Source organism: Blastococcus carthaginiensis (assembly GCF_030731085.1).
GTDB lineage: Bacteria > Actinomycetota > Actinomycetes > Mycobacteriales > Geodermatophilaceae > Blastococcus > Blastococcus carthaginiensis.
This window is the reverse complement of the sequence record NZ_JASNFN010000002.1, coordinates 320,390-341,025: the sequence shown is the minus strand read 5'-3', so window position 1 is coordinate 341,025 and position 20,636 is coordinate 320,390. Positions and strand designations below refer to the sequence as shown.

Annotated in this window: 16 protein-coding genes; 12 read left to right on the top strand and 4 right to left on the bottom strand. The window is 72.0% G+C overall.

The features are described 5' to 3' along the window. From QOZ88_RS04465 to QOZ88_RS04435, 7 genes are read left to right on the top strand one after another with little or no spacing between them, the layout of a single operon-like run. Positions 1-1,236 carry a DegT/DnrJ/EryC1/StrS family aminotransferase gene (locus tag QOZ88_RS04465; protein ID WP_305998583.1) on the top strand — a complete coding sequence of 412 codons (1,236 nt, stop codon included), beginning with the start codon at positions 1-3 and terminating at the stop codon, positions 1,234-1,236. After that, the gene (locus QOZ88_RS04460; RefSeq protein WP_305998582.1) at positions 1,233-2,072 is read left to right on the top strand and encodes an SDR family NAD(P)-dependent oxidoreductase; all 840 of its coding nucleotides are present in this window, start codon (positions 1,233-1,235) and stop codon (positions 2,070-2,072) included. The genes QOZ88_RS04465 and QOZ88_RS04460 overlap by 4 nt, the downstream gene beginning before the upstream one ends. After that, positions 2,069-3,211, top strand: coding sequence for a steroid 3-ketoacyl-CoA thiolase (locus QOZ88_RS04455; RefSeq protein ID WP_305998581.1), 1,143 nt, complete (start codon positions 2,069-2,071; stop codon positions 3,209-3,211). Before QOZ88_RS04460 ends, QOZ88_RS04455 begins: the two co-directional genes overlap by 4 nt. A 45-nt stretch (positions 3,212-3,256) precedes the next feature. Then, a complete protein-coding gene (locus QOZ88_RS04450) occupies positions 3,257-5,476 on the top strand; it encodes an acyl-CoA dehydrogenase (RefSeq protein WP_305998580.1) in 2,220 nt (739 codons plus the stop codon). 46 nt (positions 5,477-5,522) lie between these two features. Continuing rightward, entirely contained in the window at positions 5,523-6,740 is a 1,218-nt protein-coding gene (locus tag QOZ88_RS04445) for an acyl-CoA dehydrogenase family protein (RefSeq protein WP_305998579.1), read from the top strand. Between the two features lie 2 nt (positions 6,741-6,742). Further along, the gene (locus QOZ88_RS04440; RefSeq protein WP_305998578.1) at positions 6,743-7,873 is read left to right on the top strand and encodes an acyl-CoA dehydrogenase family protein; all 1,131 of its coding nucleotides are present in this window, start codon (positions 6,743-6,745) and stop codon (positions 7,871-7,873) included. Continuing rightward, entirely contained in the window at positions 7,870-8,670 is an 801-nt protein-coding gene (locus tag QOZ88_RS04435; RefSeq protein WP_305998577.1) for an SDR family NAD(P)-dependent oxidoreductase, read from the top strand. Before QOZ88_RS04440 ends, QOZ88_RS04435 begins: the two co-directional genes overlap by 4 nt. A gap of 43 nt (positions 8,671-8,713) precedes the next feature. Here the strand turns inward: QOZ88_RS04435 and QOZ88_RS04430 are convergent, their stop codons facing one another. The 3 genes from QOZ88_RS04430 to QOZ88_RS04420 form a co-directional block, all read right to left on the bottom strand. Beyond that, positions 8,714-9,700, bottom strand: a complete 987-nt coding sequence (locus QOZ88_RS04430) for a phosphotriesterase family protein (protein ID WP_305998576.1) — start codon at positions 9,698-9,700, stop codon at positions 8,714-8,716. A gap of 85 nt (positions 9,701-9,785) precedes the next feature. After that, the gene (locus QOZ88_RS04425; RefSeq protein WP_305998575.1) at positions 9,786-11,429 is read right to left on the bottom strand and encodes a class I adenylate-forming enzyme family protein; all 1,644 of its coding nucleotides are present in this window, start codon (positions 11,427-11,429) and stop codon (positions 9,786-9,788) included. 86 nt (positions 11,430-11,515) lie between these two features. Continuing rightward, positions 11,516-11,725 carry a hypothetical protein gene (locus QOZ88_RS04420; protein ID WP_305998574.1) on the bottom strand — a complete coding sequence of 70 codons (210 nt, stop codon included), beginning with the start codon at positions 11,723-11,725 and terminating at the stop codon, positions 11,516-11,518. Between the two features lie 202 nt (positions 11,726-11,927). Between QOZ88_RS04420 and QOZ88_RS04415 the strand changes: the two genes are divergently transcribed. Continuing rightward, the gene (locus tag QOZ88_RS04415) at positions 11,928-13,505 is read left to right on the top strand and encodes an ABC transporter substrate-binding protein (RefSeq protein ID WP_305998573.1); all 1,578 of its coding nucleotides are present in this window, start codon (positions 11,928-11,930) and stop codon (positions 13,503-13,505) included. A 405-nt stretch (positions 13,506-13,910) separates the two neighbouring features. On the opposite strand, the gene surE is transcribed toward QOZ88_RS04415, so the two are convergent. Beyond that, positions 13,911-14,750: a 5'/3'-nucleotidase SurE gene (gene surE, locus QOZ88_RS04410; protein WP_305998572.1), complete on the bottom strand. Its 840-nt coding sequence runs from the start codon at positions 14,748-14,750 to the stop codon at positions 13,911-13,913. 468 nt (positions 14,751-15,218) lie between these two features. Here surE and QOZ88_RS04405 point away from each other — a divergent pair, with 468 nt between their 5' ends. From QOZ88_RS04405 to QOZ88_RS04390, 4 genes are all read left to right on the top strand, one after another. Next, complete coding sequence (locus tag QOZ88_RS04405; RefSeq protein ID WP_305998571.1) at positions 15,219-16,496, top strand: NADH:flavin oxidoreductase; 1,278 nt, start codon at positions 15,219-15,221, stop codon at positions 16,494-16,496. Then, positions 16,496-18,148 (top strand): AMP-binding protein, encoded by a 1,653-nt coding sequence (locus QOZ88_RS04400; protein WP_305998597.1) that lies wholly within the window; start codon positions 16,496-16,498, stop codon positions 18,146-18,148. The genes QOZ88_RS04405 and QOZ88_RS04400 overlap by 1 nt, the downstream gene beginning before the upstream one ends. 44 nt (positions 18,149-18,192) lie before the next feature. After that, positions 18,193-19,359 carry an acyl-CoA dehydrogenase family protein gene (locus QOZ88_RS04395; protein WP_305998570.1) on the top strand — a complete coding sequence of 389 codons (1,167 nt, stop codon included), beginning with the start codon at positions 18,193-18,195 and terminating at the stop codon, positions 19,357-19,359. Between the two features lie 103 nt (positions 19,360-19,462). Continuing rightward, a complete protein-coding gene (locus QOZ88_RS04390) occupies positions 19,463-20,575 on the top strand; it encodes an acyl-CoA dehydrogenase family protein (protein WP_305998569.1) in 1,113 nt (370 codons plus the stop codon). Positions 20,576-20,636 lie beyond the last annotated feature (61 nt).

Here is a 20,636-nt window from a genome sequence, read left to right as displayed (position 1 = left end):
ATGACCGAGACAGTGCGGACCGGGGACCCGGCCGACCGCATCACCTATGCGCGCGCCACCCACGGCGAGGAGGAGATCCGGGCCGTCGTCGACGTCCTGCGCAGCGGCCACCAGGGGTTGCGCATCGGCAGGAACGTCCACGAGATGGAGACCCGGGTCGCCGCGCTGAGCGGCAAGGCGCTGGGCGCGATGTGCAACTCCGGGTCCTCCGGCCTCTACCTGGCCGTCGAGCTGCTCGGGCTGCCTGAGGGCAGCGAGGTCATCACCTCGCCGCTGACCTTCTCCACCGATGTGGCCCCGATCGTGCGGGCCGGGCTGGTGCCGGTCTTCGTCGACGTGGAACCGGCGACCTTCAACGTCGACGTGGCCGCCATCGAGGAGATGGTGACCGACCGCACGCGGGCGATCCTGATGCCGAACCTGGCCGGCAACTGCCCGGACTGGGACGCCATCCGCGAGATCGCCGACCGGCACGGCCTGAAGGTCATCGAGGACTCCTGCGACGCCCTCGGGCCCAGGCTGCGCGGCACCCCCACCGGTGCGCGCGCCGACATCAGCGTCACCAGCTTCTCGATGGCGCACATCATCACCTGCGCCGGCACCGGCGGGATGGTGCTGGTCGACGACGAGGCGACCCGGGACCGGGCCCTCCTGCTGCGCCGGTGGGGTCGTCGGTCCGAGCCGAACCTGTTCGGCTCCTCGGGCACCGGGCGGGTGTTCCGCGAGAGCCTCGACGGCGTCGACTACGACAACGACTTCATCTTCGACGTGCTGCCGTGGAACTTCGAGCCCTCCGAGCTGGGCGCGGCCTACGGGGTCGTGCAGCTCGACAAGCTGGAGGCCAACTACAAGCGCCGCAAGGAGCTGTTCGCCGCCTACACCGCGGCCTATGGCGCCTACCCGGAGTTCTTCACCACCCCGGTGGAGACCCCGGAGCTGGACACCGCCTGGCTCTGCTACCCGGTGATGATCAACGCCGACGCCCCGTTCACCCGCAGCGAGCTGCAGGAGGCGATCGAGGGTGACGGCATCGACACCCGCACGGTGTGGAGCGGCAACATCACCCGGCACCCGATGATGGCCGGCGTCGAGCACCGCACGCCCGAGCGCGGCCTGCCCGAGGCCGACGCGGTCTTTGCCCGCGGCATGACCCTGGGCATGAGCCACGGCCTCGGGAACGCCGAGGTGGCGCGGATCGGCGACAGCATCCACCGGTTCGCCGCCCGGTACCGATGAGCCGGCGGTTCACCGGGCAGCGGGCACTGGTGACCGGCGCCAGCCGCGGCATCGGCGCCGGTGTCGCCGAGCGGCTGGCCGCCGAGGGCGCCGACGTGCTCATCACCGCCCGCACGCTCGAGCAGCACGACTCCCTCAGCGGGACGCTGAGGGAGACCGCCGAGCGGCTGTCGCGCTACGGAACCCGGGTGGAGGTGCTCGTCGCCGACCTCAGCGATCCCGAGGACGTCGCCCGCATCGTCCCGGCCGCGGTCGAGCGGCTCGGCGGCCCGGTCGACGTCCTGGTCAACAACGCCGCGGCGGCGATCTACCAGCCACTGGCGGACTACCCGCTGCGGCGCCGGCTGCTCTCCTTCCAGGTCAACGTGCACGCTCCGCTGGAGCTCATGCAGGGGGTGATCCCGGGCATGCGCGAGGCCGGTCGCGGCTGGATCGTCAACGTCTCCAGCGCCAGTGCCCGGCTCTCGGCCGGCCCGCCGTTCTCCGTGCACCCGCCCGGCTCGGCGATGGGGGTGTACGCCGGCTCGAAGGCGGCGCTGAACCGGATCACCAACCTCATGGCCGTCGAGCTCTACGGGAGCGGGATCCGGGTGAACACCGTGGAGCCGAGGTCCGCCGTCCTCAGCGAGGGAGCAGCCGCCCTGGTCGGCGAGCTGATCCGGCCCGAGGAGGTCGAGACGTTGGAGGAGATGGCGGAGGCGGTGACAGCGCTCTGCGACTGCCCCGAGGACGTCACCGGGCAGATCGGGGTCAGCCTCGACCTGATCCGCGAGTGGAACCTGACCGTGCGCGGCCTGGACGCGCAACCCTGGAAGCGCGAGGAGATCCTCCGATGAAGCCCGTGATCGTCGACGCCGCCCGCACCCCGTTCGGAAAGCGGGCGGGCTGGCTGTCCGGCCTGCACGCCACCGAGATCCTCGGGGCCGCCCAGCGGGGCGTGCTGGACCGTCTGGACCTCGACCCGACGCTGATCGAGCAGGCCATCGGCGGCTGCGTGACCCCGGTCGGGGAGCAGTTCGGCAACATCACCCGCACCGCGTGGGTGCACGCGGGGCTGCCGACCGAGACCGGCTGCACCACGATCGACGCACAGTGCGGCACGGCGGCGCAGGCGGTGCAGCTGCTCGCCGGCCAGATCGCCATCGGTGCGCTCGAGGTCGGCATGGCCTGCGGTGTCGAGCTGATGTCCCGGGTGCCGCTGACCGCCAAGGTGGGCCTCGGGTTCGACACTCCCCGGCCGGCGGACTGGTCGGTCGACATGCCCGACCAGTACACCGCCGCCGACCGGATCGCCCGCAGGCGTGGCTTCTCCCGGGAGGACCTCGACGCCTTCGGGTTGCGCTCCCAGCAGCGGGCGCGCGCGGCGTGGGACGACGGGCGGTTCGACCGCCAGGTCATCCCGGTAACGGTGCCCGGCGCCGACGGCGAGGGGCCGCAGGTGGTCGATCGGGACCAGGGTCTCCGTGACACGAGCACGGAGGCGCTGGCCCGGCTCAAGCCGACGGTCGAGGGCGGGATGCACACCGCGGGCACGTCCTCGCAGGTCACCGACGGCGGGAGCGCGGCCGTGCTGATGTCCGAGGACCGGGCCCGGGCACTGGGGCTCGCGCCGCGGGCACGGCTGCTGGCTCAGTGCGTGATCGGCGGCGACCTGGAATACATGCTGGACGGGCCGGTGGACGCCGGCCGGAAGCTGCTGGAGCGCACGGGCATGTCCGTCGAGGACATCGACCTGTTCGAGGTCAACGAGGCGTTCGCCTCGGTGCCGATGTCGTTCGCCCGCGTGCACGGGGTCGACGAGGACAAGCTCAACGTCAACGGCGGCGCGATCGCCCTCGGCCACCCTGCCGGCGCCACCGGCATCCGGCTGATCGCCACCGCGATCGACGAGCTCGAACGCCGGGACCTGCAGATCGCGATGGTCGCGATCTGCGCGTCGGCGGCGACCACCTGCCTGATCCTCGAGCGCGCCTGAACCCGTACCGCCGTCCCCGATCCCGACTACCGCGAGGAACCAGCCGTGCCCCTTCCGCTCACCGACGACCAGCGCGCCCTGGCCGAGTCCGTCGCGGCGTTCGCCCGGCGGTCCGCGCCGATGGAGTCCACCCGCGCGACCTTCGACGACTCGGCCGCCGGCGCACGTCCTGCCTTCTGGGAGGCGCTGCTCCGTCAGGGGCTGCACGCACTGCACCTCCCGGAGAAGCACGGCGGTGCCGACGCCGGACTGGTCGAGCTGGCCGTGGTCGTCGAGCAGCTGGGCCGGGCCCTCGTCCCCGGGCCGTACCTGCCGACCGTCACCGCCAGCGCGGTGGTCGCCGCCGCCGGAGAGGGCGCCCTGCGTGACGAGCTGCTGGCGGCGTTCGCCGACGGAGCGACCGGGGCGCTGGTCCGCTCCACCGGGCTTCGGGCCGAGTCCGTTGAATTCGGCTGGACGGTGAGCGGCAGTTCCGAGCCGGTGCTGGGTCTGCCGGGAGCCGATGTCGTCGTCGTCCGCGCCGAGGGCGCCGACGGGCCGGTGTGGTTCCGCGTACGCGCGGCGGACGCCGCGGTCCGCACCGAATCCGGCACCGACCTCTCCCGGTCGGTCGGGCGGCTCGAGCTGGAGGCGTACGTGGTCTCCGCCGACGAGGTCCTCCCCGCCCCCGCTCCCGACCTGGTCGACGTCACCGTCAACTCCCTGCTGGCCGCCGAGGCCAGCGGCCTGGCCGCCTGGTGCCTGTCGACGGCGGTCGAGTACGTGCGCACCCGCGTCCAGTTCGGCAAGCCGATCGGCAGCTTCCAGGCGGTGCAGCACAAAGCCGCGATGCTGCTGGTCCGTGCCGAGCGGATCACCGCCGCCGCGTGGGACGCCGCCCGCTCGGCCGGTCAGCCGGCCGAGCAGCAGCGACTGGCCGCCGCGCAGGCCGCGCTCACCGCCCTGCCACTCGCCATCGACGCCGCGCTGGAGTGCGTGACCCTCCTCGGCGGCATCGGCTTCACCTGGGAGCACGACGTCCACCTCTACTGGCGGCGGGCGATCAGCATCGCCTCTTCCGTGGGGACCGAGGAGGAGTGGGCCCGCCGACTGGGCGAGGTGGCGCTCACCGCCGAGCGGGACTTCTCCTTCGTCGACGCCGATGCGCTGCCCGAACTGCGCGCCCAGGTCGGTGCGGTGCTCGACGAGGTGCTCACCTTGCCGCCGGACCCGGTGAGCAGTACCGGGTGGGCGTCGGCCCGCGGCGGTCCACGGATGGCCCGACTGGCCGAAGCCGGGCTGGTCGCGCCGCACTATCCGAAGCCGTACGGCATCGGAGCCGGGCCCCACGAGCAGGCCGTCATCGCCGCCGAGTTCGCCCGCCGCAACCTGCCGCAGCCCACCACGATCATCGGCGAATGGGTGCTGCCCACGATCCTCGCCGGCGGGACCCCGGCCCAGCAGGAGCGCTTCCTGACCCCGACGCTGCGCGGGGAGATCGTCTGGTGCCAGCTGTTCAGCGAGCCCGGCGCCGGGTCGGACCTGGCCGGCCTGTCCACCCGGGCGGAGCAGGTGGAGGGCGGCTGGAAGCTCAACGGTCAGAAGGTGTGGACGTCGTCGGCGCACGAGGCCGACTGGGGCGTGTGTCTGGCCCGCACCGACCCGGATGCGCCCAAGCACAAGGGCATCTCCTACTTCCTGATCGACCTGCGCACGCCCGGCGTGGACATCCGGCCCCTGGTGCAGTCCACCGGGATGGCCGAGTTCAACGAGGTGTTCCTCGACGACGTGGTCGTGCCCGACGACTGCCTGCTGGGGGAGCCCGGTCAGGGTTGGAAGCTGGCGACGACGACGCTGACCGAGGAGCGGGTCAGCATGGGCGGCATGCTGCCGCACGGCGGCGCTCGGCTGGTCAAGCGGGCCATCGCCGAGGGCAGCTACGCCACCAGCCGGGCCGAAGCGGTCCGGGTGCTGGGCCGCAACACCGCCCGGGAGCTGTCCCTGGGTGCGTTGAACCTGCGCAGTGTGCAGACCCTGCTGGCCGGTGCCCGACCGGGTGCGGAGATCAGCGTGCAGAAGGTCTACAACGCGCTCGCCCAGCGGGAGGGCTCGCGGGGGATCCTCACCCTGCTCGGGCCGCTGGGCACGCTGACCGGATCCTCGGTCGATCCGGCCTCGGACTTCGTGCTCGACCACATCGCGCTGCCGTCGGTGCTGTTCGGGGGCGGCACGATCGAGATCCAGCTCAACGTCATCGCCCAGCGGATCCTCGGGCTGCCCCGCTAGTCCGCCCGCACCACCCACTCATCCCCTCGCAAGGAGCGCCCATCCCATGCAGATGGACCTGTCCCCGGAGTCGAAGGCGCTGCGCCGGCAGCTGCGCGAGTACTTCGCCGAGATCATCACCGAGCAGGACCGCCGCGACCTGGTCGACCAGACCGAGGGCGGTCCGACCTTCGACCGGATCTACCAGCGCATGGGCCGCGACGGGTGGCTGGGCCTGGGCTGGCCGGAGGAGTACGGGGGCCGCGGCGAGGACCCGGAGGCCCTCTTCGTCTTCTACGACGAGGTGCTCCGGGCCAACGCCCCGCTGTCCCTGGTCACGCTGAACACGGTCGCCCCGTCGCTGATGAAGTACGGGACCCAGGAGCAGAAGGACTTCTTCCTCCCCCGGATCTTGGCCGGGACGCTGATCTTCGCCATCGGCTACACCGAGCCGGGCGCGGGCACCGACCTCGCCGCCCTGCAGACCCGGGCAGTGGTCGACGGGAACGAGCTGGTCATCAACGGCAACAAGATCTACACCAGTGCGGGGGTCTACGCCGACTGGATCTGGCTCGCCGTCCGCACCGACCCCGACGCGCCGCGCCACAAGGGCATCTCGGTCGTCCTCGTGCCCACGTCGGCGCCCGGGTTCTCGGTCACCGAGATCCACACCGTCGGTGGGATCAGCACCTCTGCGACGTACTACGAGGACGTCCGGGTGCCGATCACCAACGTGGTCGGCGAGCTCGACGCGGGCTGGTCGCTGATCACCTCCCAGCTCAATCACGAGCGGGTCGCGCTGGCTGCCCGTGGCGGGATCGCCAACGAGCTGTTCTCCGGCGTCCTGGCGTGGGCCAAGGAGGAGCGGACCGACGCCGGTCGCCTCTACGACGTGCCCTGGGTGCGCAGCACGCTCGCCGAGGTCTACGCGCTGCTCTCCGCAGCCGATCTGGTCAACCTCCGCCTGGTCGCCGACGTCGCGGCCAACGCGCTCGGTGGCGGCGACTCCGCCGCAGCCAAGGTCTTCGGTACCGAAGCGGTGGTCACCGCCTACGGGCGGCTGCAGGAGGTGCTCGGTGCCCAGGGCCTGCTGCGCCCCGGCAGCCCCGGTGCCGTGCTGCAGGGACGGGTGGAGACCCTCGCCCGCAGAGCGCAGAACAACACCTTCGGCGGGGGCACCAACGAGGTGATGCGGGAGATCGTGGCGGCCAAGACCCTCGGCATGACGCTGGCCGCCCGCCGCCGCGACGAGCAGAAGTCACCGGCCAGGAGTGGGAGCAACTGACGATGCAGTTCGAGCTGGACGACGACCTGGTCGCGGTGCGCGACCTGACGGAGAAGATCTTCGGGGACCGCGCGGAGGTGGAGCGGGTCCGGCAGGTCGAGGCGGACGAGGGTGGCCACGACCGCGAGCTGTGGCGGATCCTGGCCGACGCCGGCGTGCTGGGCATCCCGCTGCCCGAGGACGCCGGCGGTGCCGGGATGGGCATGCTCGGGTTGGTCACCCTGCTGGAGCAGCAGGGACGCCGGGTCGCCCCGGTGCCGCTGTGGGCGGCCCTGGCCACCGCGGCTCTGCCGATCGCGCAGTTCGGTACCCAGCAGCAGGTCGAGCGGTGGCTGCCCGGTCTGGTGGACGGGTCGGTGGTCCTGACCGGAGCCTTCGATGCGCCCACCGGCCGCGCCGTCACGGTCACGGCCGAGGAGGATGCCGGGTCGCTGCGGCTGAACGGGCACCTGGCCTCCGTGCCGGGGGCCGAGGTGGCGGGGGCGGTGCTGGTGCCGGTCGGCCTGCCGGTGGGGGAGACCGCCGTGGCGATCGTCCCGACCGACCGCCCCGGGGTGACCGTCAGGTCCTTGTCCGTGACGAGCCGGGAGAGCAACGCCGCCGTGGCCCTCGACGGCGTCGTCGTGTCCGCCGAGGAGGTGCTGCCCGGGGACGGTGCGGAGATCGCCCGCTGGACCCGTCGGCGCGCCCGCGTGGCATTGGCGGCCCTGCAGGTCGGCGTGTGTTCCGAGGCGCTGCAGATGACCGCCCGGTACACCTCCGAGCGGGTGCAGTTCGGTCGGCCGCTGTCGACCAACCAGGCCGTCGCCGTCCGTGCTGCCGACGCCTACCTCGACACTGAGAGCATCCGGCTGACCACGCAGCGAGCCGCCTGGCTGATGGACCTCGGGCAGGAGGAGGAGGCCGAGGCCGCCTCGCTCGTCGCCAAGTGGTGGGCCTCGCGTGGGGGGCTGCGGGCGGTCCACGCGACGCAGCACCTGCACGGCGGCATCGGCGCGGACATCGACTACCCGATCCACCGGTACTTCCTGTGGGGCCGGCAGGTCGCGTTCACCCTGGGCAGCGCCGACGCGGTCGGCGCCGAGCTGGGCGATGCCCTGGAGCACGGCGGCGACATCGGCGCTCCGGCTTGACCGACGGAGAGGCGCCGACCGGCGCCTGGGACGAGGGGCCGTTCCGCCTGCCGAACCGGACCGCGCTCGTCACCGGCGCGGGCCGCGGCGTGGGCGAGGGCATCGCCCGGGCGCTGGCCGCGGCCGGTGCGGCGGTCGCCGTCAACGACCTGCATCCGGACCGGGCGGATCGGGTCGTGGCCGAGATCGCCGCGGCCGGTGGCCGGGCGAGCGCCGTGCCGTTCGACGTCACCGACGCCGAGGGCCTGGCGGTCGCGCTCGAGCGCATCCGCGAGACGTTCGGTGGGGTCGACATCCTTGTCCACAACGCCGGCATCCCGGACGGCGGTTCGACGATGGTGCGCTTCGGGGATATGCCCTCGGAAGCGTGGCGGCAGCAGATCGAGCTCAACCTGGTGGCAACGATGCGGCTGGTGCAGGCGGTCCTGCCCCACCAGGTGGCGCGTGGCTGGGGCCGGATCATCCACATCTCCTCCGGCGCCTCCTCGCGGGGATTGGCGCTCGGCGTGGGTGCCTACGGCGCGGCCAAGGCCGGATCCGAGGCGCTGATGCGGCACCTCGGTGTGGAGTACGGTCCCGTCGGCATCACCGCCAACTCCCTGGCTCTCGGGATCATGACCGGCCTGGAGGACTCCGGGAGCGGTCTGCTGCAGCGGCTCGTCCAGAGCGTCCCCATCCGCCGGCTGGGAACCGGCGCAGACGTCGGCGCGGCCGCGGTGTGGCTGTCGAGCGCGGCCGGTGGGTTCGTCAATTCCCTGGCCAGCCACCTCACCGGCGGCACCGCGTGCGGTCGCTGAGCCGGCTCGGGCTGCCGCGTGTGCCGCAGCCCGAGCCGGCCGCTCAGTAGGCCGCGGTGTTCTCGAAGTACCGGCGGGGGTTGGCGACGAGCATCGTCTCGATCTGCTCGTCGGTCACCCCCTGCTGCCGCAGGTACGGCAGCACCTTCTCGTGGATGTGGGTGTAGTGCCACGCGGGGAACATCGGTGCGAACTCCGGGGGGACCGCGTCGTAGTAGCAGGCGGCGTCGTGGGAGAGCACCATGTGCCCGGCGTAGCCCCGCCGGCACATCTCGACCACGGTGCCGGCGCGGGCCTCGAACGAGGTCTCGAGGTAGATGCCGAACCGGTCCATCCCCAACAGGAAGCCGGCGTCGGCGAGCTCACTCAGGTGGGCGATGTCCGTGGTGTCACCGCTGTGTCCCAGCACCACCCGCCTCGGATCGACACCCTCGTCGGCGAGCACCTCCGCGACCGCCGACCCCTGGCGACTGCCCGGGTGGGTGTGCACGGTGATCGGCGCACCGGTGCGGCGGTGCGCCTTCGCGACCGCCCGCAGGACGCGTTCGACGTCGGAGGTCATGCCCTGGTGGTCGATCGCGCACTTGAGCAGCCCGGCCCGCACACCGGTGTCGGCGATCCCGTGCTCGATGTCCCGGACGAACATGTCCACCATCGGATCGGGCACCTCCCTGCCCACGACCGCCGCCAGGGCAGGTCCCCGGTACTGGAAGTAGAACGGCAGGTGGTCATAGGTGTAATACCCGGTCGCCACGATGACGTTGAGGTCGACCTGGGCGGCGATCTCCTGGATCCGCGGGATGTAGCGCCCCATGCCGAGCACCGTCGGATCGACGATCGTCCGCACCCCCGTGCCGGCCAGGGCACTCAACCGTTCGACCGCGTCTGCCACGCGTTCGCTCTCGCTGCCCCATTCCTCGGGGTGGTTGCTCTGGATCTCCGGGTCGAGCACGAAGAGGTGCTCGTGCATGAGCACCTGCCCGAGCCGAGCCGTGTCGACCGGCCCGGTGACGGTGTGCACCTGAGGCACGCTTTCCTCCAGCAGCAGGGATGGGCGTCCGCCGGGCCGCCCGCGAAGGGCCGCGCCGGCGCAGCGCAGTCGGACGTCAGGCGACTCAGGCCTCGACGCGGGTCCGCAGCACCTTGCCGGTGGCATTGCGAGGCAGCGGATCCGTGCGCAGCTGCCAGCGGGTCGGGACCTTGTAGTAGGCCAGTCGATCCCGGAGGAACTCGACGAGCTCGGCTTCCGTCACGGGGCGAGCGGGGTCGGGGACGACCACCGCCGAGACCTCCTGCCCGAGGTCCTCGTGCGGACGGCCCAGGACGATGCACTCCAGCACGGCCGGGTGCTCGGCCAACGCGCCCTCGATTTCCGCGGGGTACACGTTCTCCCCGCCGCGGATGATGAGGTCCGACCGGCGGGCGTTGAGATGCAACAGGCCCCGCTCGATCGTGCCGATGTCCCCGGTGTGCAGCCAGCGATCCGGATCGATCGCCGTCGCCGTCGCGTCCGGATCGTTCCAGTAGCCCAGCATGTTGAAGGGGCTGCGCACGCAGATTTCACCCTCGACCCCCTCCGGGACCGCCTGGTTGGCCTCGTCGCGGATCTCCAGCTCGACGGTGGCGATCGGCCGGCCCAGCGTGCCGGGCGTAGCGGCGAGGTCCCCGGCGGTCGCCACGGTCAGTGCCGTGCAGGACTCGGTGAGCCCGTAGCTGTCCACCAGGGCGCGCTCGGCCACCGGCAGCGCCCGGCGCAGCCGCTCCTGGAACTCCGGGGACGACGGCGCCGACGCCAGCGAGAAAGCCCGTAGCGAGGAGAGGTCGTAGCCGGAGAGATCTCCGTGCTGGAGCAGACGGTGGGCCATGGTGGGGACCGCGCCCCAGTTGGTGACCCGCTCCCGCTCGATCAGCCGCAGGACCCGGTCGACGTCGAAGGCGCCCTGGTGCACCACTGCGGTGCTGCCCGTCGCCAGCCGGGGAAGGGCCAGGTTGTGCAGGCTGGCGATGTGGAACAGCGGCGAGGTGAGCAGGTAACGGCGGTCGCGCGGATCGGTGGGGTCGCCGAAGGCCTGGGCCAGCGCATCGTTCATCCGGTGATACTCGATGACCGAGGTCAGGTTCCGGTGCGAGTGCACCGCACCCTTGGGCCGCCCTGAGGTGCCGCTGGTGTAGAGGATCACCGCCGGGTCGTCCTCGGACACCTCGACCGGTGTCAGGTCCTCGCCGGGGTGGGCGGTGACCAGCCGGGGGAGGTCGTCCTCCATCGACAGGACCGTGACGTCGCTGCCGCCGATGAGGGCGGCACGCTTGCTGTCGGCGACGACGACCTTCGGCGTGCTGTGCTCCAGCGCGTAGCCGACCTCGCTCCGCGACCACAATGAGTTGAAGCCGACCGCGATCGCGCCCGTTGCCACGGCCGCCCAGAACGAGACGATCCACTCAGGACAGTTGGCCGCCAGGATGGCGACCCGGTCTCCCTTGCCGACGCCGTGCTCCTCGCGCAGCACCCGGGCCAGGGAGGCCACCTGCTGGGCGTGCTCGGCGAAGCTCAGCCGGGAGTGGGCCGTGACGACGTAGTCCCGGTCGCCGTGCCGCTGCGAGTCCACCAGCACCTCACCCAGCGAGCGCTGCCGGTTGCGGAACACCGTCATCTCCACCCCGAGCACCTCCTCGCGGGCCAGCTCGAACGGCCCGCCGGGGCCGGTGAGGCCGGTCAGTACCGCGAGGGCGGCAGCCTGGGGATCGGTCGAGGTGGTCATCGAAGCTCCGTGGTTCGGGATGGCGGAACAGCGCACACGACGGGCCATGCTGGCTTCTCCGTGGTCCGTCCGGGCACTCGTCCCGATCACCGGGACACGGCCGTGACCGGGGACACCGCCTTCCTGACGTCCGTGGTCGTGGCCGCATCCAACCCCACCGCTTCCCGGTACAGGGGCACCGCGCGGCTCGCCCAGGTGTTCGCCGCCCAGAAGGCGCTGGTTGCCCAGCGCCGCGTCGTCCGGCGCAGGCGCGGTACGAACGCATACAGCGGGTCATCGACCTTGTGGCCGAGCACCGCGGCGCGCTCGTCGCCGCCGGGATGTCGCGGGCGAGCTCGAGGAAGACGGCGACCTCCCGGCCATTGGGAGTGCGCCCGGGTGCCGTCCCCGCCGCTGCCTACCGTCCGCAAGCCGGCGATCGACTACCCGAGCACCGGTTGCGCAGAAGGGGATCTCATGGTGAATTCGATTGTGCAGCGGGCTCGACCCGTCGTCGGAGTGGCAACGGTTCTGGTACTGGCTGCGGCCTGTTCCTCGTCCGGCGGGCGCGGGGCCGATCGGGCGGAGGTTCGGAGCTCCGGGGACGCCTACGAGGTCGGCGTCATCGGGGCCGAGTCCGGAGGTGACCCGGTCGACGGGGGGACGCTGACGTTCGGGGCCTACTCCGAGCCTCGCAGCCTCGACCCCGCGGTCTCGATCGTCGCCGGCTCCACGGGGGGCCTGGAGATGGCGGCGATCTACGACGTCCTGATGCGCTGGGACAGCGAGACGAACACGGTCGAACCCCAGCTGGCCGAGTCGCTCGAGGCGAACGACGACTCCACCGTCTGGACGCTGACGCTGCGCGACGGCGTCACGTTCAGCGATGGCACGCCCCTGAATGCTGAGGCCGTCAGGTGGAGCCTGGAGCGCTACGTCGCCAAGGGCGCCGACGAGGCCGGTTTGTTCACCAACAACGTCACGGGCATCGACACCCCCGACGACCGGACCGTCGTCTTCACCCTGGCCACTGAGTGGCCGAGCTTCGACTACCTGCTCACCACCGGGCCGGGCATGGTCGTCGCGCAGTCCGCGGATGCCGGTGGCACCTTCACCCCGATAGGCGCCGGCGCCTTCACGCTGAGCACCTACGCCCCGCAGGAGGAGATGGTCCTCGAGCCGCGGGACGACTACTGGGACGGCCCGCCTCATCTGGACAGCATCCGGATCGTGTATCTCAGCGACCCGCAGGCCCGGTTCGACTCTTTCCAGGCCGGCGAGATCGGCTCCGCGTTCATCCGGGAGCCCGACCTGGTCGACCAGGCCCTGGACGAGGGAACGTCGGGCTTCCTGAACCTCGTGGCGCTGGGCAGCGTTGCGGTGATCAACACCGACGAGGGGCGACCCGGCGCGGATCCCCGGGTGCGGCAGGCCATGTTCCAGGCCATCGATCCCGAGCTCGTCGTGCAGCGGGCCTCCGGCGGCGCCGGCATCGCCAGCAACGCCATCTTCCCCGAGTACTCCCGCTGGCACACCGACGTGGAGCCGCTGCCCTACGACCCCGAGGCGGCGCGGGCGCTGGTAGAGGAAGCGAAGGCCGACGGCTTCGACGGCAAGGTCACCTATCTGGATGCCCAGGACCCGGCATCGCGCGCGACCGCGCTGGCGGTCAAGGCCTCGCTCGAGACGGTGGGGTTCGAGGTCGAGACCGATCTGGTGCCCACGGTCGCCGACCAGGTCAACCGGGTCGCGGTGAACCGTGACTACGACGTGGCCGGCTGGGGGATCAGCTGGCGTGAGGCCGGACCGTACGGGCGCATGTATGCAACGTTGCACGAGGAAGGCAACCTCACGGTCGGCATGCCCACCAGCCCGGAGATGAGCGCGCTCATCACCGAGTTCCAGGGGGCGGGGACCGAGGAGGAGCAGCGCGAGATCATGGGGCGTATCCAGGAGCAGTGGAACGCCGATGTGCCCGCCCTGGTCTACGGGCCGACGCCGGAGTTCCTCATGTGGTCCGACGATCTCCACGGTGTCGAGGACACGGTCAACAGCATGGTTCTGCTGGACGACGCGTGGCTGGACGCGGGTAGCTGATCGCGGGCACGCCGGCGCCCCCGGAGGCGCCGGCGCCCCCCGTTGGGCAGCGGATGCCGGACGTGACCAGGGTGCTGGATCGCCGATCAACCGGGCGATCGCGCAGGCGTCGACGTCGATCCCCGATCCGGCGTTCTCGCCGTCCACGTCCGGGTTCCGGCCCGGTTGCAGCGCCCATCAGGCGGTGCGGACGGCGCGGGGGTTCCTCGACGGGGGCTACCGCTGGAGGTGGACGTCGATCCGGGCCCGTTGTTCGACCGCGTGCAGCACGCCGTCTTGATGGCCCGGGTGGCCCGCAAGGTCAGCGGCTGCAGAGTGCTGAAGTCGGCCCGACGCCGGACGTCCGGTCGTGTGGGAGGGGGGCCGGGCGACCCCGGCCCCCCTCCCCGTTCCTGGCCGGAGTTCCTACCGGCGCCCCAGCTCCCGGACCACGCCACGGACCCAGCGGAGTTCGCCGGCGCCGGCGTCGTAGTCGGCTTCGATCGGGCTGATCGACACGAGATCTGCCTCGAGCGCCGCGAGGTCGGAGTTGCGGACGTCCGCTGACAGGCCCAGCCCGTACTCGAACGTGAACGAGGACGACTCGCCAGGCTCGGGCAGGGCGCCTGCGTAGTCGAGATCGAACAGCCCGCGGCCGGTCTCGGTGGCGGCCACCCCTTCGGGCTGGCCGCCGTCCTCGACCAGCGGGTAGTTGACGTTCAGGCCGATGCCGTCGGGCAACAGGTCGCCGCGGTGCGCCCGGTCCTGCAACCGGTCGACCAGGCGGACGACGAACTGCGCGGTCTCCGCGAACGGTCCCACGTCGTCGCCATCGACCTCCGTGCTGACGGCGATGGCGGGCACCCCGTCGGCCAGTGCGTTGACCGCGGCCCCGACGGTGCCGGAGTGGATGATGCCCTCCGCGACGTTCTCCCCGACGTTGGTCCCGGAGATCACGAGGTCCGGCGGGTCGTTCTCGTCGAAGACCGCCGACAGGCCGAACTCGGCGGCGTCGACGGGGGTGCCGGTGACCGCGTACTTGCCATCTGCGGGCTGGGCCACGGTCAGCGAGCCGCCGAACGTCAGGGCAGCGCCCTTGCCGCTCTGGTTGGTCGCCGGCGCAACGAGCACCACATGGTGACCAGCTCCGACCAGTTCGTCGTACACGGCGGTGATGCCCGGCGCGTCCCAGCCATCGTCGTTGGTCAGCAGGATGTGCAGCCGCTCGGGTCCGTCCCCCGATGCGGTGGCTGATGTGGCACTCACCCCCAGGACCACACACGTGCTCGCGGCGAGCGCACCGACGATCCTCGTTCTTCTCACATGCACTTCCTCTGGTGATCGGAGACCGACGGTCACCGAGCGGCGAGCGCACCGGGCGATGCGCCCGCTCGTCCTAGCTGTGCGGGACGTCACCGGTCGAGGCCGTCCCGCTGAGTGGCCGCATCCGTGTGCCGACAGACTTCGGTCCTGATCAGCGCTCAGAGAAGCTGGACCATCTCGGTGGAACGCTGAGGGCGCGTGCGGCCGCCGTGAGCGAGCCGTCGTCGGGCAGCCTGCTCGACCGAGCCCTGCCGTCCGCCGCCGTGGCCCGGTGGCTCCCGGTCAGCGGGATCGTCCCCGGGCCCCGCATCGCCGGTGGTTAGCGTCCGCAGGCCAGGGGGCCGTGCGTTCGCTCAGGGCTTTCGAGACCTTCCGGATCGGGGAGGCGCACCAGGTGTGGAGGAGACGACCATGACCCAGAAGCCCGTGGCGCAGCACGAGGTGCCGGACGTGTTCGCTCCGGCCCAGCTCGGCCCGGTCACGCTGCGCAACCGCACGATCAAGGCGGCCACCTACGAGGGCATGAGCCACAAGAGCCTGGTGACCGACAGGCTCATCGACTTCCACGTCCAGCACGCCGCCGGCGGGGTGGGCATGACCACGGTGGCCTACTGCGCCGTGGCGCCGGAGGGCCGTACCGACCGGCACCAGATCCTGTGGCGGCCCGAAGCGCTGCCCGGGCTGCGCAAGCTGACCGACGCCGTGCACGCCGAGGGCGCGGCGATCTCCGCGCAGATCGGGCACGCCGGCCCGGTGGGCAACCCCAAGGCCAACGGCGCGCCCGCCCTGTCGCCCAGCCGGCACTTCCACAAGACCACGCTGAGCTTCACCAAGGTCGCCACCCGCGACGACCTGGCCCGCATCGTCGCAGCCCACGGCAACGCGGCCACCATGGCCGCTGAGGCCGGCTTCGACGCGGTCGAGGTCCACCTGGGCCACAACTACCTCGCGAGCTCGTTCCTCAGCCCGAAGCTCAACCACCGCACGGACGAGTACGGCGGCAGCCTGGAGAACCGCGCCCGGCTGGCGCTGGAGACGGTCCAGGCGGTCCGCCGGGCGGTCGGCGACCGGATCGCGATCATCGTGAAGCTCAACATGGACGACGGCTACCCCGGCGGCTTCTGGTTGGACGAGGCCATCGTGGTCGCCCAGTGGCTCGAGCAGTCCGGGGCGGTCGACGCGCTGGAGATGACGGCCGGCAGCTCGCTGCTCAACCCCATGTACCTGTTCAAGGGCGACGCCCCGCTGCAAGAGTTCGCCGGCGTCATGCCGGAACCGCTCAAGACCGGCATCAAGTTGGTCGGGTCGCGCTTCCTGCACTCCTACCCTTACCGGGACGGCTACCTGCTCGAGGACGCCAAGCAGATCCGTTCGCACGTGAAGCTCCCGATGATCCTGCTCGGCGGCATCACCGACCGGCAGATCATGGACACGGCCATGGCCGAGGGCTTCGAGTTCGTCGCCCTGGGGCGGGCGCTGCTCCGCGAGCCCGATCTGATCAACCGCATCCAGGCCGACGCAGGCACCCGGTCGCTGTGCAACCACAACAACAAGTGCATGACCAAGATCTACGGCGGGACGCGCTGCGTGCTCGTCCCGCAGTCCGACGGGAAGCCGACGGCGCAGGCCCCGGCCGCCGACGTGACCCAGGTGGTGGAGGCGGCCGAGACGCTGGAGGCGCGGGCGTGATGCACCAGACCATCGCGGGCCTGCTGCTCGACCGGGTCGGGGACTTCCGCACCGGTCTGCGCACCCGCGAGCGGACGTGGACCTGGGACGAGGTGGTGCGGGAGAGCGCCGCCCGCGCCGACCTGCTGCGCTCGCTGCGGACCGACGGCCCCTTCCACATCGGTGTCCTCCTGGACAACGTGCCGGAGTACGTCTTCTGGCTGGGCGGTGCGGCGCTGGCCGGTGCCACCGTCGTCGGGATCAACTCCACCCGCCGGGGCGAGTACCTCGAGGCCGAGGTCCGGCACACCGACTGCCAACTGGTGATCACCGACCGTGCGGGTCTGGCGTTGCTCGACGGCCTGGACATCGGTGTCGACCGCAGCCGGTTCCTGCTGGTGGACGACCCGGCGTACGCCGACCAGGTGGTCGCCGCGGACCGCGAGCCCCTGGCCGACCCGTCCGTCACCCCGCAGACGCAGATGCTGCTGCTGTTCACCTCCGGCACCACCGGGGCGTCCAAGGCGGTCCGCTGCTCGCAGGGCCGGCTGGCCGGGCTGGGCACGGCCAACGCGGCGAAGTTCGACATCGACCGCGACGACGTCAGCTACTGCTGCATGCCGCTGTTCCACGGCAACGCCCTGATGGCGCTGTGGGCACCGTCGCTGCTGGCCGGGGCCTGCGTCGCCCTGACCCCCAAGTTCTCCGCGTCGGGTTTCCTCCCGGACGTCCGTCTCCACGGAGCCACGTACTTCACGTACGTCGGCAAGGCGATCAGCTACGTCCTGGCCCTCCCGGAACGGCCCGATGACGGCGACAACCCCCTCACCCACGGGTTCGGCACCGAGGCCTCCCCGGAGGACCAGGCCGAGTTCAAGCGCCGCTTCGGAGCGAAGCTGTACGAGGGCTACGGCTCCAGCGAGGGAGCAGGCATGATCCGGCTCGCTCCCGAGGGCCCGGTGACCGCGCTCGGCCGCCCGGCGCACGACGACGTCTGCATCGTCGACCCGGAGACGCGCCAGGTGTGCCCGCCGGCGCGGCAGGACCGGCACGGCCGGGTGCTCAACGCCGAGGAGGCGATCGGGGAGCTGGTCAACAAGGCCGGCGCAGCGACGTTCGAGGGCTACTACAAGAACCCGGCCGCCGACGCCGAACGGGTCCGGCACGGGTGGTACTGGACCGGCGACCTCGGCTACGTCGACGAGGACGGCTACATCTACTTCGCCGGACGATCCGGGGACTGGATCCGGGTGGACGGCGAGAACGTCTCGGCGTTGCACGCCGAGCGGGTGCTCCGGCGCCATCCGGCGATCCTGGCAGCCGGTGTCTTCGCCGTCCCCGACCCGCGCTCCGGTGACCAGGTGATGGCCGCGGTCGAGGTGCCCGACGGCACGTCCTTCTCCGGCCTGGACCTGCCGGCCTTCCTGGCCGCGCAGGAGGACCTCGGCACCAAGGGTGCGCCGCGGTTCGTGCGGATCTCCCCGAGTCTGCCGACCACGGGATCGGGCAAGCTCCGCAAGAAGGAGATGCAGGCCGAGGGCTGGCGGACCGGTGACCCGGTGTACCGGTGGGCGGGCCGTGGCCGGCCGTCCTACGAGCTCATGACCGACGACGACAAGACCGCGCTGCGCGAGGAGTTCGCCGCCGCGGGCCGGCTGCGCTTCCTGCCCTGACGGGCTGGTAGTCCAGACCCACCCGACCCCGAGGAGAGGCATCGATGGATCTGCGCGAGACGCCTGCCCAGCGCGAGTTGCGGGCGGAGCTCCGGGCGTACTTCTCCGGCTTGCTGCCCGAGGACGAGCGCCGCCGGGTGGGAGAGCAGGGCGTGGGCGGCCCGCGGTTCCGCGAGGTGGTCAAGCGGCTGGGTGAGGACGGCTGGCTGGGCATCGGCTGGCCGGTGGAGTACGGCGGCCAGGGTCGCTCGGTCGAGGAGCAGTACGTGTTCTTCGACGAGGTGCAGCGGGCCGGCCTGCCGTTCCCGTTCGTCACCGTGAACACCGTCGGCCCGACGTTGATGAGCCACGGCTCGCAAGAACAGAAGCAGCGCTACCTGCCGGGAATCCTCGCCGGTGACGTCGTCTTCGCGATCGGTTACACCGAACCCGGCGCCGGCACCGACCTGGCGTCGCTGACCACCCGTGCCGTCCGGGACGGTGACGAGTTCGTCATCGACGGCAGCAAGATCTTCACCAGCGGTGCCAACACCGCCGACCACGTGTGGCTGGCCTGCCGCACCGATCCGGACGCGCCGAAGCACAAGGGCATCTCGATCGTCATCGTCCCGACCGACGACCCGGGCTTCTCCTGGAGCCCGATCGAGACGGTCGGGGGACTGCAGGTCACCGCGACCTACTACAGCGGCATCCGGGTGCCCGCGGGCGACGTGGTCGGCGAGGTCAACGGCGGCTGGAGCCTGTTGACCACCCAGCTCAACCACGAGCGGATCGGGCTGGCCGCTCTGGGGGGTCGGATGATCGCGCTGTGGGAGCAGGTGCGGGAATGGGCCCGTGACAACGGCACCGTCGACCTGCCCTGGGTGCAGGCCGACCTCGCCCGCACCTACGCCAAGCTCGAGGCGATGCGGCTGATGAACTGGAAGATGGCCAGCGCCGTGGCCCGTGGGGAGCTCACCGGCGCCGACGCCGGCGCGGCCAAGGCGTACGGCACCGAGACGCACATCGACGTCCAGCGCACGCTGACCGGCATCCTCGGCGCCGCCGGGCGGATCCGGCCGGAATCACCCGGTGCGGTCCTCGCCGGCCAGGTGGAGCAGCTGTCCCGGCAGGGGATCGTCAACACCTTCGGTGGCGGCGTGAACGAGATCCTCCGCGACATGGTCGCCACCCAGGGGCTGGGGCTGCCCCGGCCGCGGCGGACGGCATGAGCCCCGTACGGACGCCGGCCGGGCCGGCGACGTGGCGGTGCGCGCGCGCCGGCCGGGCACCGTCGCTGCCGGCGCGTGAGCCGACGACGAGGGAGGGACACTGATGGACTTCACCCTGGGCGAGGAGCTGCGGGCGGTCCGCGATCTGGCGCGCGAGATCTTCGCCGATCGGGCCACTCCGGAGCGTGCTCGCGTCGTCGAGGCCGGGGAGGACCGGATCGACGAGCAGCTCTGGGCGGAGCTGGCCAAGGCCGGGCTCGTGGGCGTCGCCGTGCCCGACACCGACGGTGGCGCCGGCCTCGGGCTCGGCGGGCTCTGCGTCCTGCTGGAGGAGCAGGGCCGGGTGGTCGCCCCGGTACCGCTGTGGCCGGCCGTCGTCGGCGCACTCGCCGTCGCCGCGCACGGCAGCCCCGAGCAGCGGGGCAGGCTCCTGCCCGGCGCGGTCGACGGCTCCCTGCGGTTGACGCTGGCGCTGGAGGAGTTCGCCGGTACCGAGCCGGCACGGCCCGGTTGCACCGCCGAACCCGACGGCGAGCGCTGGCGGCTGACCGGCACCAAAGCCGTCGTCCCCTCACCGTTCGGCGCCACCGCGGTGCTGGTCGCGGCCGGTACCGAGCAGGGGCCGGGACTGTTTCTCGTGGCGCCCGACGCCGACGGTGTGCAGTGGCAGGCGGCGGAGACGACGACCCATGACCGGAGCGGTCACCTGCACCTCGACGGCGTGGTCGGCGAGGCGCTGGGCACACCCGGCACCGGCGTCCTCGATGCGGTGCTGGAGCGGGCCTCTGTCGCGCTGGCTGCGCTGCAGCTCGGAGTCGCCCAGGGCGCGCTGGCCTACGCGGCGGCCTACGTCCGCGAGCGTGAGCAGTTCGGCCGCCCGTTGGGCACCTTCCAGGCCGTGCAGCACCAGCTCGCCGACTGCTACATCGACATCGACGCGCTCCGGGTCACCCTCTGGCAGGCCGTCGCCGACCTCGAGGACGGTGCGCCCGACGCCGGGGCCGCCGCGCTCGTGGCGGCCTGGTGGGCCGGCGAGGGCGGGCTCGACGTGGTGCACCGGGTCCAGCACGTGCACGGCGGGATCGGGGTGGACACCGATTACCCGGTGCATCGGCACTTCCTGTGGGGCAAGCAGCTGGCCGGCACGCTCGGGGGGCCGAGCGCCGTCCTGGCCCGGCTCGGCACCGCGCTCGCCGCCGGCACGGCCTCGCGGTGAGCGCGGCCGGAACTCCGCCCGCGACGTCCACAGGGGCGCCCGACAGCGATCCGATCCGAGG